Raw genomic sequence first — 15,269 nt, 5'->3', positions numbered from 1 at the left:
AAATTTTTAAAGAATTTCGTATTTTTAAGAATGAGCAGAAAAGTTGTTTTTAAGACTTACACTCAAGATCAGTTGAGTCTTTTACCTCCCAGTTATGATGATTTAGTTCCAAAGAATCATCCAGTTCGTATTGTTAATACGATTATAGACCATGTAGATATTAGTAAATTAGAAGAGAGTTATAAAGGTGGAGGCACCTCAAGCTATCACCCAAGAATGTTGCTAAAAATATTAATTTATGCTTATTTACGTAATTTATATTCTTCAAGAAAAATAGAACAAGCTTTATCAGAGAACATCCATTTTATGTGGTTAAGTGGACAAAACAAACCTGATCATAACACAATTAATGATTTTAGAGGTAAAAGACTTCAAGAACATTTCAAGCCCATATTCCATCAAGTAGTTTTACTGCTTGTTGAGCAAGGAGTTATCAGTTTAAAAGATATTTTTGTAGATGGTACTAAAATAGAAGCCAATGCAAATCGCTATACTTTTGTTTGGGGTAAATCTATTAAAACCAGTAAAACTCGCATTGAAAAACAGTTGAAAGAGCTTTGGTCTTATGTAGAGAAGGTTTACAAAGAGGAACAACATATACCCAATACACCAGATTTTGAGCAGATAAATGCGGAGCAAGTTGAAGCTACAATTGATAAAATAAATGAAGTTTTACAAGGCAAAGTAATTGATAAAAAAGTAAAGCAGAAGCTGAATTATGCCAAGAAAAACTGGCCAGCTAATTTAGCGAAATATGAAAAACAAGAAGCTATTTTACAGGGTAGAAATAGTTATAGTAAAACTGATAATGACGCTACTTTTATGCGAATGAAAGATGATCATATGCAAAATGGACAACTCAAACCTGCCTATAATATACAAGCCTCTACCAACAATCAATACCTTACCAATTACACTTTAGCACAAACCACAGCAGACACCACTACTTTAAAAGAACACCTTAACAATCATATCGAAAATTATGACCAAACTCCAGAGACGCTCACAGCAGATGCAGGCTATGGAAGTGAAGAAAATTATACAGATTTAGAAGATAAAGAAATTACCGCTTTTGTAAAATACAATTACTTCCATAAAGAGCAATTAGATAAAAAAAGAGGAAAAACAAATCCTTTCCATCCTAATGAATTACATTATAATAGAGAGAAAGATCTTTATTACTGTCCTATAGGACAAGAAATGAAACTTATAGATACTTATAAAAGAAATACTAAGAACGGATTTATCCAAGAAATACACAGATACCAAGCACAAAACTGTAAAGGTTGCCCTTTAAGAACACTATGTCATAAATCAAAAACAAATCGAGTTATAGAAAGGAATTATAATTTAATACGATTAAAATCAAAAGCTAAAATATTACTCAACTCTGAACAAGGCATTGCAAAGCGAAAACAACGCTGTTGGGATGTAGAAGCTGTTTTTGGAAATATCAAACAAAACATGAACTTTAAACGATTTATGCTAAGAGGAACACGTAAAGTAAATGTTGAAATAGGGCTAATTGCAATGGCACATAACTTAAAAAAGTACAGTTTAACTATTTAGAAAAACTATACTTTTTTTAAATCTGAGTATTTTTTAAATCATTCTTAAAAAATCGCAAGAAAAAATTAACAAAATAAAAAATCGCCTAAAAAATGCTTTTTAGACGACCTCTTTAGCTTATTTATTTTTCTTAATTAAAAGAAAGCTCTGTATAAATCGTTTCCGTTTGCGAAAAGTAATAAGGTTATTAGTAAAATGAAACCAACAACTTGTGCATATTCTAAAAATTTATCTCCAGGTTTTTTACCTGTAATCATTTCCCAAAGTGTAAAAACTACATGTCCACCATCTAAAGCAGGAATTGGTAAAAGATTCATAAACCCTAACATGATTGATAAAAAGGCTGTAATGTTCCAAAAAGCTTCCCAGCTCCAAGTGGAAGGGAAAATTTTACCTATTGAATAAAAACCACCTAAACCTTTATAAGCACCTGTGCTTGGGTTAAATATTTTTTTCAATTGCTTTACGTAATCTGTTAGCGTTTTCCAAGATTTGTTCCAACCAGCAGGAATTGCCTCGGAAAAAGTATATTGATAATTTGCCAAATCATAATAGCCTAATTTGCCAATTTCACTTAATTTTAAATTAGCAGGATTTACACCAAGTTTTCCTTCATCAGATATTTTTACAGGAATGTTAATAATTTCATTATCTCTTTTAACAGAAATTGTAATATTATTTCCTTTATTTTCTAAAAATCGATCTTCAATTTCATCATAATAAACAGCTTTTGCACCATTTACTTCTACGATTAAGTCTTTTACTTTAAGTTGAGAATCAATATTATGAGATTCTTTAGGAATGTTTCCAATCATAAAAGGATATCGCACAGAAACTATTGGGCCATCGTCATTTTTCTTTCTATCTATTAATTTTGAGATGAAATCTACAGGTAATTTTTTCTCAAAAACTTCTCCATTTCTTTCATAACTAAATTTTTCTCCATTGATGAATTCTAACGTAATTTGGCTGAATTTTCTAATTCTTTCTCCATCAACAGTTAAAATTTTATCACCAGTTTTTAGGCCTAAATCCATCGCTAAAGAATCTTGCACCCAAATACCATCTGTTAAGTTTTCGTTTGGTAAATATTCTTCTCCATAAGACCACATCAACATAATGTAAATGAAAATTCCTAAAACAAAATTTACAAAAACACCACCCAACATTATTATTAAACGTTGCCAAGCTGGTTTAGATCTAAATTCCCAAGGTTTAGGAGGCAAAGCCATTTGTTCTTTGTCCATGCTTTCATCAATCATTCCTGCTATTTTTACGTAGCCACCTAAAGGAATCCAACCAATTCCATACACGGTTTCTCCAATTTTTTTCTTAAAAATCGAAAATTTATAATCAAAAAATAAATAGAATTTTTCTACTTTGGTTTTAAACAATTTTGCAGGGATAAAGTGCCCCATTTCGTGCAAAACAATTAGTAATGATAAGCTTAAAATAAATTGTGATGCTTTTATTAATATTTCCATTCAGCGTTAAATCTTAATTTTTAAAACGCACAAATGTACGTTTTTATAGAGAGTATAAAAAGAACTATTAAAGCTAGCTTTTTATTTTAACATACATTTTAGATGTTTTTTAGATTCCGCAATTTCTTTACCATTTTTATAAGCCGTAAATTTGCAAAAATATCTTTTTAATGGATTTAAAATTTTTTAAAAAAAGTAAAGCAACACTTATCTTTTTAGTTGTTTTTTCGGCAATTTCTATTCCTGTTTTTTATCATTTGGTAAAGGTTGATAAAAGATTAAAAATTTACAATCCTAATGATGTAAATCCTCAATTAGTAGATACGGATTTAAGGCACGTTACTAAAAATCATACGATTAAAGATTTCGAATTAATCAACCAAAATGGAGAAATTGTAACCAATAAAAACTACGAAAATAAAATTTACGTAGCTGATTTCTTTTTTACACGATGCACAAACATCTGTATTATGATGGCTTATAATATGAGCGAATTGCAAGAGTTTTATAAAAATGATGATGATATTATGTTTTTATCACATTCTGTAACGCCCACAATTGATAGTGTTGCTGTGTTAAGGGAATATGCTGATAATAAAGGGGTAATTGATGGTAAATGGAATGTAACAACTGGTGATAAAAAACACATTTATGAGCTAGCAAGAAAAAGTTATTTTGCTGTGATTGAAGAAGGTGATGGAGGTGAGGACGATTTTATACACACAGAGCAATTTATTTTAGTTGATAAAGAAAAACGCATTCGTGGGTATTATGATGGAACCGAAAAAGAAGACATGGAAAAGTTAAAAAAAGACGTGGCTTTGTTAAAAGAAGAATATACCAGAAAATAACTTGTTTAGAATGATTCTAAATGATTATCTTTGCTCACCAAATTAGAATCTTTGAGCACAATAGCAACATTATACATTGGAGAAATAGGATATATTTCTGAAGAATCGTTAGATTTTATTCCCTTAAAATTATTAGAAATGGGCTGTTTGCCTGGAGCTGAAGTGCAGTTGGTACAAATTGCACCTTTAAAAGACCCTTTATATATTTGTGTTAATGGGAGTCATTTAGCGATCAGAAAAGAGACAGCTTCGTTAATTAAAATCTTAAAAGCAAGTTTGTAAATGGCTAATAACGATATAAAAGTTGCTTTAATTGGGAACCCAAATACAGGTAAAACATCACTCTTTAATCAACTTACAGGTTTAAACCAAAAAGTGGGTAATTACCCAGGAATTACTGTTGATAAGAAATTAGGAGTTTGTAAATTATCGCCAACTCAAAATGCAATTATTACAGATTTACCAGGAACTTACAGTATCAATCCAACTTCTATTGATGAAAGTATTGTTTTAAAAACCTTGTTAAATAAAGATATTAAAGCATCACCAGATGTAATTTTAGTGGTTGCTGATGTAGAGAATTTAAAACGTAATTTACTTTTATTTTCTCAAATTAAAGATTTAGAAATTCCAACAGTTTTGGCCATCAATATGGTTGATCAAATGGATAAAAAAGGAATTTCTATTGATTTATCGCTTTTAAAAAAAGAATTAAATACAGAAGTTGTTTTAATCAGTGCAAGAAAAAACGAAGGTATAAATGAGGTAAAAGCTGCGATTATTCGTTGTCATGTTGCTGCAAAAGCATCACCTTTATGTGGCATAAATTCTAAAGTAGATCCAGATTATTTTGATAAATTAAAAGAAATTAGTCCTAATTATTCGCTGTATGAATTATGGTTAATGGTTACTCAAAATAATTTTCCAGAAACCATTACTCAAAAAGAAAAAGCAGCATTATTAGCTTTTAAAGAAGATACTTCTAAATTAAAAAAATATCAGCATAAAGAAACCATTTTTCGTTATCAAGAAATCAACAAAATTTTAAAGAAAACCTATATAATTGATAAAACAAAAGCCAAAGATTTAAGAGGCAGGTTAGATAGAGTTTTTACACATAAAATTTTTGGGTATCTATTTTTCTTTCTGATTTTACTTTTAATTTTTCAATCAATTTTTGATATTGCATCAGTTCCTATGGATTTTATAGACGGTACTTTTGCACAATTATCAGATTTTGCAAAAAGTAATTTACCAGCTGGTGTTTTTACAGATTTATTAACGGAAGGTATTATTCCTGGAATTGGAGGGGTTGTTATTTTTATCCCACAAATTGCTATTTTATTTTTATTCATTGCTATTTTAGAGGAAACAGGCTACATGAGTCGTGTTGTTTTTTTAATGGATAAAATTATGCGACGTTTTGGAATGAATGGTAAAAGTATTATTCCGTTAATTTCTGGAACAGCGTGTGCAATTCCTGCAATTATGGCTACAAGAACTATTTCAAGTTGGAAAGAGCGTTTAATAACCATTTTAGTTACACCATTTACAACCTGTTCTGCACGTTTACCTGTGTATGCCATCTTAATTGCGTTGGTAATTCCAGATAAAAAGGTTTTAGGATTTTTAAATTTACAAGGCTTAGTCTTACTATTATTATATGCTTTAGGTTTTGTAAGCGCAATTTTAGCAGCTTATATTTTACACAAAACTTTACAAATAAAATCGAGATCTTTATTTGTTATTGAAATGCCAAATTACAAATTGCCATCTTTTAAAAATGTATTTTATGAAGTAGTCGAAAAAACAAAAGCTTTTGTTTTTGGAGCTGGTAAAATTATTTTAGCACTTTCTATTGTGTTATGGTTTTTAGCATCAAATGGTGGTGATAGTTATAAAAATGCAGCGCAAAATGTTGCAGAAAATGTTGTAAATCAAAATTTAAGTGATGATGAGTTAGAACAAAAAATAGCCTCAGCAAAATTAGAGAATTCTTATATTGGCATTATGGGAAAATCTATAGAGCCAGCAATAAAACCTTTAGGATATGATTGGAAAATAGGCATTGCTTTGATAACCTCTTTTGCAGCTCGTGAAGTTTTTGTAGGTACTTTAGCAACTATTTATAGTGTAGAAGCAGATGATGAAAACACAACAACCATCAAACAAAAAATGGCAGCAGAAGTAAATGATTCAGGAGGAAAATTGTTTAATTTTCCTGTGGGTATGTCGTTAATGGTCTTTTATGCTTTTGCGATGCAATGTATGGCAACTTTGGCCATCGTAAAACGCGAAACTAAAAGCTGGAAATGGCCTTTAATTCAATTGTTTGGTATGGGGTTATTGGCTTATTTAGCCTCTTTTTTAACCTATCAAATTTTAAGTTAATGCAAGAAATTATTGTATATATATTACTTTTTGTAGCAATCGCTTTTTTAGTGAAGAAATATTTTTTTCCTGCTAAGAAAAAAAGCAAATGTGGTACAGATTGTGGTTGTCATTAAAATCTTAACAGAAGATTAAGAATCTTGAAATTAACGTTTTATAAATTTGAAATCTTAATAATCCATAATAAATTTAAATAGTAAATCATATGAAAAACGCTATCTTATCAATTGCAATTTTTACAATTGCTTTGATTTCCACTACAAATGCAAATGCTCAAGAATGGGCACCAATGGATAAAAGTCCTATGGATGCTGCATCTTACCCAGTAAATTGGAGAAATGCTGACAAACTTGTAAAAGTTGTGTATAGTAGACCGCAATTAAAAGGAAGAACGCTAGATAAGTTAGCGCCAAATGATAAAGTTTGGAGAACAGGTGCAAATGAAGCTGCTGAAATTACCTTTTATAAAGATGTAACTTTTGGAGACAAAGCAGTAAAAGCAGGAACGTACACTTTATTTACAATTCCAACAGATGCAGATTGGACGTTTATTTTAAGCAACCAAAAAAATGTTTGGGGTTCTTATTTTTATGATAAGGAAGAAGATGTTGTAAGAGTTTCTGGAAAAGTTTCTAAATCTAAAGACTCAATTGAAGCATTTTCTATTATTTTTGATGGTGAAGAAGAAGATGCGACTATGCATTTAGGTTGGGGAAACACGATAGTTTCAGTGCCAGTGAAAGGATAAATTAAAGTTTCGTAAAATTAAAAAAGCTTCATAAAATTACATTTATGAAGCTTTTTTAATGGTTAATTTTAATCTTAAGCAGATTGTTTCTGTTGCCATTTCCAAGCAGAACGTAAAGCTTCTTCTAAGCTAATTTCTGTTTTCCAGTTCAACTCTTTATTTGCGTGTGCTGTATCTGCATAACAAGTCATTACATCACCTTGTCTTCTGTCAACAATTTTATAATTCAACTTTAAATTGTTAACTTTTTCAAATGCTTTTATCACTTCTAATACAGAGGTTCCTTTTCCAGTTCCAATATTAAAAAACTCAAAAGTATTTTTATTGTTTTTGTTGATAAGCCTTTTTAAAGCTGCAATATGAGCTTTTGCTAAATCTACAACATGAATATAATCGCGAATTGCAGTTCCATCTTCAGTTGGGTAATCATCACCAAAAACAGATAATTCTTTTCTAATTCCTGCTGCAGTTTGTGTAACAAAAGGAATTAAGTTTGCAGGAACTCCTAATGGTAATTCACCAATTTTTGCACTTGGGTGAGCGCCAATAGGGTTAAAATAACGCAAAGCAATTGCATTAATTCCATAAGCTTTACTACTATCTTTTATAATTTCTTCACCAATTTTTTTAGTATTTCCATACACAGATTCTGCCTTTTTTACAGGAGCATTTTCTGTAATTGGTGATGAATCTGGTTCTCCATAAACAGTTGCAGAAGAAGAAAATATAAAATTATCTAATTTACGATCTCTAACTTCTTGTAAAATATAAATTAGTGAGCTTAAATTATTTTCATAATAATCTAAAGGTTTTGCAATGCTTTCTCCAACAGCTTTAAACGCAGCAAAATGAATAATTCCATCAATTTTATGCGCATCAAAAACGGCTTTTATTTCGCTTTTATTTCTTACATCAGCTTTATGAAACGTTGGTTTAATGCCTGTAATTTCTGTAATACTATCTAAAACTGATAGTGTTGTGTTTGATAAATCATCTATAATTACAACTTCAAAACCTTCGTTTTGCAATTCAACTACTGTGTGAGAACCTATAAAACCAAGGCCTCCTGTTACTAAAATTTTCTTCATTGGTTGTTTGTTATTTGGGGTTATTTATTTTAAAAAATTGATGATGGTTTCAGTAATAAACGTCAATTGATCTTTCTCTAATTCTGTGTGCATAGGTAAAGAAATTACTGTTTTTACCAATTCATTGGTTACAGGGAAATCGCTTTCATTATACCTTTCATCTTTGTAAGCTTTTTGTGAATGCAAAGCTACAGGATAATAAATAGCATTTGGAATATCTTTCGTTAACAAATGTTTATGTAATTCATCTCTTTTTCCATTGGTAATTTGTAATGTATATTGATGAAAAACGTGGCAATCACAAACATCACAAATTTGATTACAATTTGCTGTTTTGTTAGATTTTGCAGTTGGAGTTATAATGTTTGGGTTGTTTGCAAAAGCATTATTATAAAAACGAGCTGCATTTCTTCTTGAATTACAATAATCGTTTAAATTCGGCAATTTTGCTTTTAAAACTCCAGCTTGAATAGAGTCTAATCTAGAATTTACACCCACAACATCATGATAATAACGTTCGTACATGCCATGATTTACAATACCTCTTAAAGTATGTGCAAGGTCATCGTCATTGGTAAAAATAGCGCCTCCATCTCCATAACACCCTAAGTTTTTAGAAGGGAAAAATGAAGTTGTTCCTACATTTCCAATAGTTCCAGCCTTTTTTTGTGTACCATCTTTAAACGTATAATTGGCACCAATTGCTTGTGCATTATCTTCAATTACAAACAAATTATGTTCTTTGGCAATTTCCATAACTGCATCCATATTGGCTACTTGTCCAAATAAATGAACAGGTACAATGGCTTTTGTTTTTGAAGTAATTGCCTTTTTAAGCGCTTCAATATTAATGTTAAAAGTATCAGCTTCAACATCAACTAAAACTGGTGTTAATTTTAATAGCGCAATCACTTCTACAGTTGCTGCAAATGTAAAATCGGCTGTAATTACTTCATCTCCTTGCTCTAAACCTAAACCCATCATTGCAATTTGCAAAGCGTCAGTTCCATTTGCACAAGGAATTACGTGTTTTACTCCTAAATAATCTTCCAAATCTTTTTGAAATTCATGCACCAAAGGTCCATTAATGTAAGAGGATGTGTTTAATACTTCTTGAATGGAAGCATCTACTGTTTCTTTTATTTGTTGATATTGACTTTGTAAGTCAACCATTTGAATTTTTTTCATAAATGATGAAATTGTTAAACATCAAAAATACAACATAAATATTTTATCTTTGGCCTCATCAAAAATTTTCAAATGAAATTTATCAAAAAAGCCTTAAAGTTTTTAGTTTTAGTAATTGTTCTTGTGGTTGTTGGAGTTTGGTTGTATTCCATGACTTATCATCCAAAATATGATGGAGAATTAGAAATCAAAAATTTATCTGAAGAAGTAACTGTTTATTTTGATGAAATTGGGGTTCCTCACATCAATGCACAAAACCAAAAAGATGCTTATGTAGCTTTGGGCTATGTGCATGCTCAAGATAGATTGTGGCAAATGGAATTGATTAGAAGAATTGCTTCAGGTAGATTGTCTGAAATGTTTGGCAAAGATTTGCTTGCTACAGATGTGTTTTTTGCAGGTTTAGGAATTGAAGAAGCTGCTGAAAAAACAATTGCTAATTTGGATAAAAACTCTGAAGCTTATATGTTAACGCAATCGTATTTAGATGGAATTAATCAATATATAAATGATGGAAAAACGCCTTTAGAATTTTCTTTAGTAGGCGTAGAAAAAGAAAATTACACCATAAAAGACGTATATAATGTATTTGGTTATATGGCTTTTAGCTTTGCAGTCGCCCATAAAACAGATCCTTTTTTAACAGAAATAAAAGAGAAATTAGGAGATGCTTATTTTAATGAGGTGATGACTACAGATTTTGGAGATTTAACAATCAACAAATACGAAACTAAAGAAATTAAAGGGCAAATGTCTGCTGCTGTTAGCAAGTTGATGGATCAATTACCTGTTTCAACGTTTATTGGGAGTAACTCTTGGGTAATTGCGCCAGAAAAAACTGCAAAGGGGAAAGTAATTTTTGCAAACGATCCTCATATTGGGTTTTCTCAACCTTCTGTTTGGTATCAAAATCATATAAAAACACCCGATTTTGAAATTTATGGATTCAATATTGCATTGATGCCTTTTCCATTATTAGGGCATAATACTGAGTATGCCTATGGTTTAACAATGTTGGCAAACGACGATTTAAATTTTTATATCGAAGAAAATAATTCTAAAAATTCCAATCAGTATAAAACTGTAGATGGGTTTAAAGATTATACAATTATTGATAAAACCATCAGCGTAAAAGACCAAAAAGATACTACTTTTCAAGTGCAAGTTTCAAAACATGGGCCAATTATGAATGGCATTATTGCTCATTTAGAAGATGACAGACCCATTGCCATGAATTGGATGTATACGCAGCTTAAAAACGAGCAATTAGATGTTTCTTATGAAATGTCTCACGCAAAATCGTTAACCAATTTTAAAGATGCTGTTGCTAAAATTCATGCTCCAGGTTTAAATGTAATGTATGGTGATGCAAAAGGGAATGTGGCTTGGTTTGCTTCTGCGAAATTGTATCAATTAAGAGATAGTGTGTCCTCTAAAACCTATTTAGATGGTGCTTCTGGTAAAGATGAAATCACTGAATTTTTACCTTTCGAAGAAAATCCACAAGCCATAAATCCAAGTTGGAATTATGTGTATTCAGCAAATAATCAGCCAGATTCTGTGAGAGGAAAATTGTATCCTGGATATTATCAACCACAAGATAGAGCCAAAAGAATTACGCAATTATTAGAGGCTAAAAACGATTTTACAAAAGAAGATGTTGCAAAAATGATGTTTGATGTAAAATCATCTACAGTTTCTGAAATTGCTGCGGATTTAATTGAAAATATCAATGAATCTGATTTAAATGTTTCACAGAAAAAAGCGATTGCTATTTTACAAAAATGGGATGGAAACTATATGAAAGAGGCAGTTGCTCCAACAATTTACAATCGTTTTTTATATGAAGTTTTGGCAAATACCTATAAAGATGAATTAGGAAATAGTTTTGATTTGTTTATCAACTCTCAATTGCAAGATCAAGCATTGCCAATTCAAATTAATAGAGCAAATTCTGTTTGGTGGGATGATGTTTCTACGTTAGAAAACGTTGAAAACAGAGAAGAAATTATAACCAATTCTTTTAAAAGTAGTTTTGAGTTTTTAGAAAATCAATTAGGTAAAAATGTGGATGATTGGTTTTGGAAAAGAGTAATTTCTGTAGAACATGAACATGCTATTGGAAAAGCTGGTGGTGTTTTGCGTACAATATTTAATGTTGGGCCTTTTGAAACTGTTGGTGGAAATGAAGTCATCAACAATCAAATTTTTAAATTAGATAGCACAGGAGTTTATAAAATTACTGCTGGGCCATCTACAAGAAGAGTCATAGATTTTTCTGATATAGGAAATAGTTTGGGTATTGTACCAACAGGACAATCAGGCAATGTTTTTAGTCCTCATTATAAAGATCAAGCTCAAAAGTTCGTAAATGGTGAATTTGTAGACATGAAACTAAATCAGGTTCAAATAAAAAGAAGTGAAAATGTGTTGGTGTTGAAGTCTAAAAGCTAAATTGAAGAAAGAATAGCAACTGATAATCCTATAAAAATAAATGTAATAATCATATTATTTAAATGATGTCCATGAACGTCAAAATGATCTTTGGTATTTTCGACTCCAAAAACATATTCTTTATATTTGAATTTAGGTTTGTTAAAAATAGTTCTCCAAACTGAACCATAAATCCATCTTAAAGTCCCACCTATGAAATTACATATTAACCATAGAATTCCAAGTCCAAAAATTTCTTCCATTTAAACTTCTTAATAAACTTCCTCAAAAGGAATTTTAAAACATTCCCTATAAACACCTTCAAATCCTCTAATTTCTCACTTTTTATTCTGGCATTTTAACAATAGGTAAGTTAGGTTTCACAAAAGTACTGTCGTCTAATTTTTTTCTATCAACAGAAATTAATTCAATAGAGCTTTTAAAATCTTCGACATCAGAAATTTGAATAATAGAAAGCGCTCCACCAGTTTTTTCAGTAAAAAAATCCCATAATCCCATTTTATGATTTTCGTAAGCGGTTGGTGAATTTTTTAAATCTTTATTAAAATAATATTGATGAAAACCTTTGTTTGTTTTTACTTCAAGTAATTCGCATTTATAGCCAAGAACAACTTTGTCAGTTTTTTTAAATTCGTAAGAAATTACTTTTTCTTCACTTTCATCAGACAACGAATACATTAATGTGTTTACACCATTCATTTTAGTAAATAAAGTGTCTTTACCTTCATGATATGTCATCATTTTTAACATACCATTCATTTCTGATTTATATTTTTTACCTTTAAGATAATATGTTTGCAAATTACCTACATACATATCAGTTTGCTCGTCAGTCATTTGTCCTGTTTTATCTTGTATTTTGATTTTGAATTTTAAAATACCTTCAAAATCTTCTTGAGAATATGTTGAGAATTGTAAAAAAAGGATAAGTAGAATTATAATTTTTTTCATGTTTTTTTTTGTAAATATATTAATTTTAAACCTCGGTATAAACGTCCTTAAAAGGAATTCTAAAACGTTCTCCATAAACACCCTCTGGTTTTCTGATGCCACAAGAAACAATCATATTTATTTCAGCACCAAAAGGCAATCCTAACAATTTTTTTACGCGCAAAGTATCTGAACCTTCCATTGGGCAAGTGTCATAGCCTTCTGCAGCCATAGAAATCATAAAGTTTTGAGCAGCTAAAGCACAGGTTTTATGAGCAACAATACGCATATCGCTTTTTCTAACTTGTCTGTAAATGGGTTTAAAAAGTCCGATGATGGAAACCATCATATATTTTAAATATCCTAAAATCCCTAAAAAATCAGCATACGCAAAAGGGATAATTTTTCCATAATAACTTCTGGCTGTTTTTTCTCTTTTAGTTTGTTCAGTTTTTGGGTTGTTTGCGCCAAAATTACTGTCAATAAAACGTAAGTTGGCTTTTGCTCTTTGTTTCCATAAATCTTTTCGGGTAACAAAAATTACCAATTGTTGGGCAGTTTTAGCTGCATTTTGATTAAAACAAAAAGGTGCAATTTTAGCAATAGTGCCTTTTGAGGTGATGTGATAAAACTCCCACAATTGCATATTGCTACTATTGGGTGCTAAAGATGCTTGCTCAATACATTTTTTTACGATGTTTTTATCAATTGGTTTTTCTGCATCATAAACTCTTACTGAGCGTCTATAATGAATTGCTTCAGAAACCGTTTTTTCTGTGGACATAATTTATGATTGGATTTGTTTAATTTTTTTGTTCATCACCCAAAACCATAAAGGAGGAAAGAGTGATAACAACATCATGCCTGGGTAGCCTGTTGGCATTTGCGGACTTTCTGGAACTGTTTTTAAGAGTTGATAATGTTTTGCACCATTATAATGATGATCTGAATGACGAGATAAATTAAACAACAAAACCTGCCCAACTTGATGATCTGAATTCCAAGAATGATTCCTTTTTACACGTTCATAACGCCCATGTTCGTTTTGTTTTCTCAACAAACCATAATGCTCAATATAGTTTACAGTTTCTAATAAAATAATTCCTGAAACTGCAGCTCCAAGAAATGCAAATAACACAAATTGTCCGAAGAAAAAGTAAATCAAACTCAAGATTGTTAAATTACAAATCGTGTACACAACCATTCTATTTTGATGATGAAACCAAAAACGATTTGATTCGTTTATTCGTTTGTTTTCTAATTCCCAAGCTTTTAAATAACTTGAAAAGTGAGAGCGAATCCAAAAAATAAAAAGCCATTCGTTTTTTTTGGCTGTTGCTGCATCTTTTGGAGTGGCTACATTAAAATGATGTCCTCCATTATGATAAGGTAAAAAGTGTGTATTTAAAGACGTTAGTAATAATATTTCTCCAATAAATTCATCAAATCTGTTGTTTCTGTGGCCTAATTCGTGCCCAACATTTATACCTAGAACTCCACACATAATGCCCATCCCAAAAACGCGTCCAAAAATTTCTGAATTGGTTAAGTTAGGTTCTTGAATGGCGTCAAAAAAGAAAAATAAAAATACAATTTGAATGGGTAAAGTTGCGTATAATAAATACGTATATAGTTTATTTTCTTTCTCAACCATTTCTTCCTCTTTGGTAAAATTATTTTTATTCGGTTTGATGAAAAACTCCAAAAAAGGAACCAAGCCAAAGAAAACCAAAGCAGGCAAATGTGTAAGCCAACCCTTATTGGTAAAAGAAATATAAACGACAAGTGGTAAAATTAAGATGGAGAAATATTTAAGCGCTTTCATTGTTTAAAAATATTTCTTAAAAATAGTAAAAAATACTTAGTTACAAGCGTTCCAAATTACATCATCTGGAGTTGGAGCAATTAGCGCAATTTTTTCTTTAGAAACAGGATGAATAAACTCAATTTTACGAGCATGCAAACTGATGCTGCCATCTTTGTTGCTTCTATCAAAACCATATTTTAAATCGCCTTTTATAGGAGAACCAATATAAGAGAGTTGTGTTCTTATTTGGTGATGTCTGCCAGTTTCTAAATCAATTTCTAACAGAGTATAATTGTCTAGTTTTTTAATTGTTTTGTAGTGTAAGGTCGCTTTTTTACTGCCTTCAATTTCCTTTTTGTACACAAAAGATTTGTTCTTTTTAGTGTCTTTTTTTAGAAAATCTATTAAATTATCGCTTTCTTTTTTAGGTTGCTTTTTAACCAATGCCCAATAGGTTTTGTTGATGGTTTTATCACGCAACATTTTATTTAAACGCTCTAAAGCTTTGCTGGTTCTTGCAAAAATAACAATTCCAGATGTTGGTCTATCCAATCTATGTACAGTACCAATAAAAACATTGCCAGGCTTGTTGTATTTGTCTTTTACGTATTCTTTAACAACATCACTTAAAGGTTTATCGCCAGTTTTATCACCTTGTGTAATATCTCCAGCTCGTTTATTAATGATGATGATATGATTATCTTCAAAAAGTACTTGTAAGTTTTGTTTTGTAGAATGCATATACGTGTTACTTTGAGC

Annotated in this window: 15 protein-coding genes; 7 read left to right on the top strand and 8 right to left on the bottom strand. The window is 30.5% G+C overall.

Translation table 11 applies throughout. From position 1 onward, the window contains the following. Positions 1 to 30: 30 nt before the first annotated feature. On the top strand, positions 31 to 1,569 hold the full coding sequence (locus P161_RS0102305) for an IS1182 family transposase (RefSeq protein ID WP_026775472.1): 1,539 nt from the start codon (positions 31 to 33) through the stop codon (positions 1,567 to 1,569). A 134-nt stretch (positions 1,570 to 1,703) separates the two neighbouring features. Here P161_RS0102305 and rseP read toward each other — a convergent pair whose 3' ends face one another. Beyond that, positions 1,704 to 3,053: an RIP metalloprotease RseP gene (gene rseP, locus P161_RS0102300; protein ID WP_026775471.1), complete on the bottom strand. Its 1,350-nt coding sequence runs from the start codon at positions 3,051 to 3,053 to the stop codon at positions 1,704 to 1,706. A 170-nt stretch (positions 3,054 to 3,223) separates the two neighbouring features. Between rseP and P161_RS0102295 the strand changes: the two genes are divergently transcribed. From P161_RS0102295 to P161_RS0102275, 5 genes are all read left to right on the top strand, one after another. Continuing rightward, complete coding sequence (locus P161_RS0102295) at positions 3,224 to 3,904, top strand: SCO family protein (protein ID WP_026775470.1); 681 nt, start codon at positions 3,224 to 3,226, stop codon at positions 3,902 to 3,904. A gap of 51 nt (positions 3,905 to 3,955) precedes the next feature. Further along, entirely contained in the window at positions 3,956 to 4,186 is a 231-nt protein-coding gene (locus P161_RS0102290; protein ID WP_026775469.1) for a FeoA family protein, read from the top strand. Further along, entirely contained in the window at positions 4,187 to 6,295 is a 2,109-nt protein-coding gene (gene feoB, locus P161_RS0102285) for a ferrous iron transport protein B (protein ID WP_026775468.1), read from the top strand. Next, entirely contained in the window at positions 6,217 to 6,411 is a 195-nt protein-coding gene (locus tag P161_RS20035; protein WP_368086201.1) for a FeoB-associated Cys-rich membrane protein, read from the top strand. Before feoB ends, P161_RS20035 begins: the two co-directional genes overlap by 79 nt. A gap of 89 nt (positions 6,412 to 6,500) precedes the next feature. Further along, complete coding sequence (locus tag P161_RS0102275; RefSeq protein ID WP_026775467.1) at positions 6,501 to 7,043, top strand: DUF2911 domain-containing protein; 543 nt, start codon at positions 6,501 to 6,503, stop codon at positions 7,041 to 7,043. 74 nt (positions 7,044 to 7,117) lie between these two features. On the opposite strand, the gene galE is transcribed toward P161_RS0102275, so the two are convergent. Both galE and P161_RS0102265 read right to left on the bottom strand, forming a co-directional pair. Next, complete coding sequence (galE, locus tag P161_RS0102270) at positions 7,118 to 8,131, bottom strand: UDP-glucose 4-epimerase GalE (protein WP_026775466.1); 1,014 nt, start codon at positions 8,129 to 8,131, stop codon at positions 7,118 to 7,120. 24 nt (positions 8,132 to 8,155) lie between these two features. Beyond that, positions 8,156 to 9,319, bottom strand: coding sequence for a DegT/DnrJ/EryC1/StrS aminotransferase family protein (locus P161_RS0102265; protein WP_026775465.1), 1,164 nt, complete (start codon positions 9,317 to 9,319; stop codon positions 8,156 to 8,158). Between the two features lie 72 nt (positions 9,320 to 9,391). Between P161_RS0102265 and P161_RS0102260 the strand changes: the two genes are divergently transcribed. Further along, complete coding sequence (locus P161_RS0102260; protein ID WP_026775464.1) at positions 9,392 to 11,773, top strand: penicillin acylase family protein; 2,382 nt, start codon at positions 9,392 to 9,394, stop codon at positions 11,771 to 11,773. Here P161_RS0102260 and P161_RS0102255 read toward each other — a convergent pair. The 5 genes from P161_RS0102255 to P161_RS0102235 form a co-directional block, all read right to left on the bottom strand. Further along, positions 11,770 to 12,015 carry a hypothetical protein gene (locus tag P161_RS0102255; RefSeq protein ID WP_026775463.1) on the bottom strand — a complete coding sequence of 82 codons (246 nt, stop codon included), beginning with the start codon at positions 12,013 to 12,015 and terminating at the stop codon, positions 11,770 to 11,772. The two genes, P161_RS0102260 and P161_RS0102255, sit on opposite strands and share 4 nt — an antisense overlap. Before the next feature lie 82 nt (positions 12,016 to 12,097). After that, positions 12,098 to 12,724 carry a hypothetical protein gene (locus P161_RS0102250; RefSeq protein ID WP_026775462.1) on the bottom strand — a complete coding sequence of 209 codons (627 nt, stop codon included), beginning with the start codon at positions 12,722 to 12,724 and terminating at the stop codon, positions 12,098 to 12,100. 25 nt (positions 12,725 to 12,749) lie between these two features. Continuing rightward, on the bottom strand, positions 12,750 to 13,487 hold the full coding sequence (locus P161_RS0102245; protein WP_026775461.1) for a nitroreductase family protein: 738 nt from the start codon (positions 13,485 to 13,487) through the stop codon (positions 12,750 to 12,752). Between the two features lie 3 nt (positions 13,488 to 13,490). Then, the gene (locus tag P161_RS0102240; RefSeq protein WP_026775460.1) at positions 13,491 to 14,528 is read right to left on the bottom strand and encodes an alkane 1-monooxygenase; all 1,038 of its coding nucleotides are present in this window, start codon (positions 14,526 to 14,528) and stop codon (positions 13,491 to 13,493) included. Positions 14,529 to 14,564: 36 nt separating this feature from the next. Beyond that, positions 14,565 to 15,251, bottom strand: coding sequence for an RluA family pseudouridine synthase (locus P161_RS0102235; RefSeq protein ID WP_026775459.1), 687 nt, complete (start codon positions 15,249 to 15,251; stop codon positions 14,565 to 14,567). Positions 15,252 to 15,269: the final 18 nt, after the last annotated feature.

The sequence above is a fragment of the Polaribacter sp. Hel_I_88 genome (assembly GCF_000687935.1).
Classification (GTDB): Bacteria; Bacteroidota; Bacteroidia; order Flavobacteriales; family Flavobacteriaceae; genus Polaribacter.
Note: the sequence above shows the minus strand (reverse complement) of the source record. Positions and strands in the feature narration are given on the sequence as shown.

Bases quoted from the DNA above. Each gene is read 5' to 3' on its own strand.
- P161_RS0102235 (WP_026775459.1), bottom strand. From the start codon at position 15,251: ATGCATTCTACAAAACAAAACTTACAAGTACTTTTTGAAGATAATCAT.
- P161_RS0102305 (WP_026775472.1), top strand. From the start codon at position 31: ATGAGCAGAAAAGTTGTTTTTAAGACTTACACTCAAGATCAGTTGAGT.
- P161_RS0102255 (WP_026775463.1), bottom strand. From the start codon at position 12,015: ATGGAAGAAATTTTTGGACTTGGAATTCTATGGTTAATATGTAATTTC.
- rseP (WP_026775471.1), bottom strand. From the start codon at position 3,053: ATGGAAATATTAATAAAAGCATCACAATTTATTTTAAGCTTATCATTA.
- P161_RS0102240 (WP_026775460.1), bottom strand. From the start codon at position 14,528: ATGAAAGCGCTTAAATATTTCTCCATCTTAATTTTACCACTTGTCGTT.
- P161_RS20035 (WP_368086201.1), top strand. From the start codon at position 6,217: ATGGCCTTTAATTCAATTGTTTGGTATGGGGTTATTGGCTTATTTAGC.
- P161_RS0102260 (WP_026775464.1), top strand. From the start codon at position 9,392: ATGAAATTTATCAAAAAAGCCTTAAAGTTTTTAGTTTTAGTAATTGTT.
- P161_RS0102295 (WP_026775470.1), top strand. From the start codon at position 3,224: ATGGATTTAAAATTTTTTAAAAAAAGTAAAGCAACACTTATCTTTTTA.
- P161_RS0102275 (WP_026775467.1), top strand. From the start codon at position 6,501: ATGAAAAACGCTATCTTATCAATTGCAATTTTTACAATTGCTTTGATT.
- galE (WP_026775466.1), bottom strand. From the start codon at position 8,131: ATGAAGAAAATTTTAGTAACAGGAGGCCTTGGTTTTATAGGTTCTCAC.
- P161_RS0102265 (WP_026775465.1), bottom strand. From the start codon at position 9,319: ATGAAAAAAATTCAAATGGTTGACTTACAAAGTCAATATCAACAAATA.
- P161_RS0102245 (WP_026775461.1), bottom strand. From the start codon at position 13,487: ATGTCCACAGAAAAAACGGTTTCTGAAGCAATTCATTATAGACGCTCA.
- feoB (WP_026775468.1), top strand. From the start codon at position 4,187: ATGGCTAATAACGATATAAAAGTTGCTTTAATTGGGAACCCAAATACA.
- P161_RS0102250 (WP_026775462.1), bottom strand. From the start codon at position 12,724: ATGAAAAAAATTATAATTCTACTTATCCTTTTTTTACAATTCTCAACA.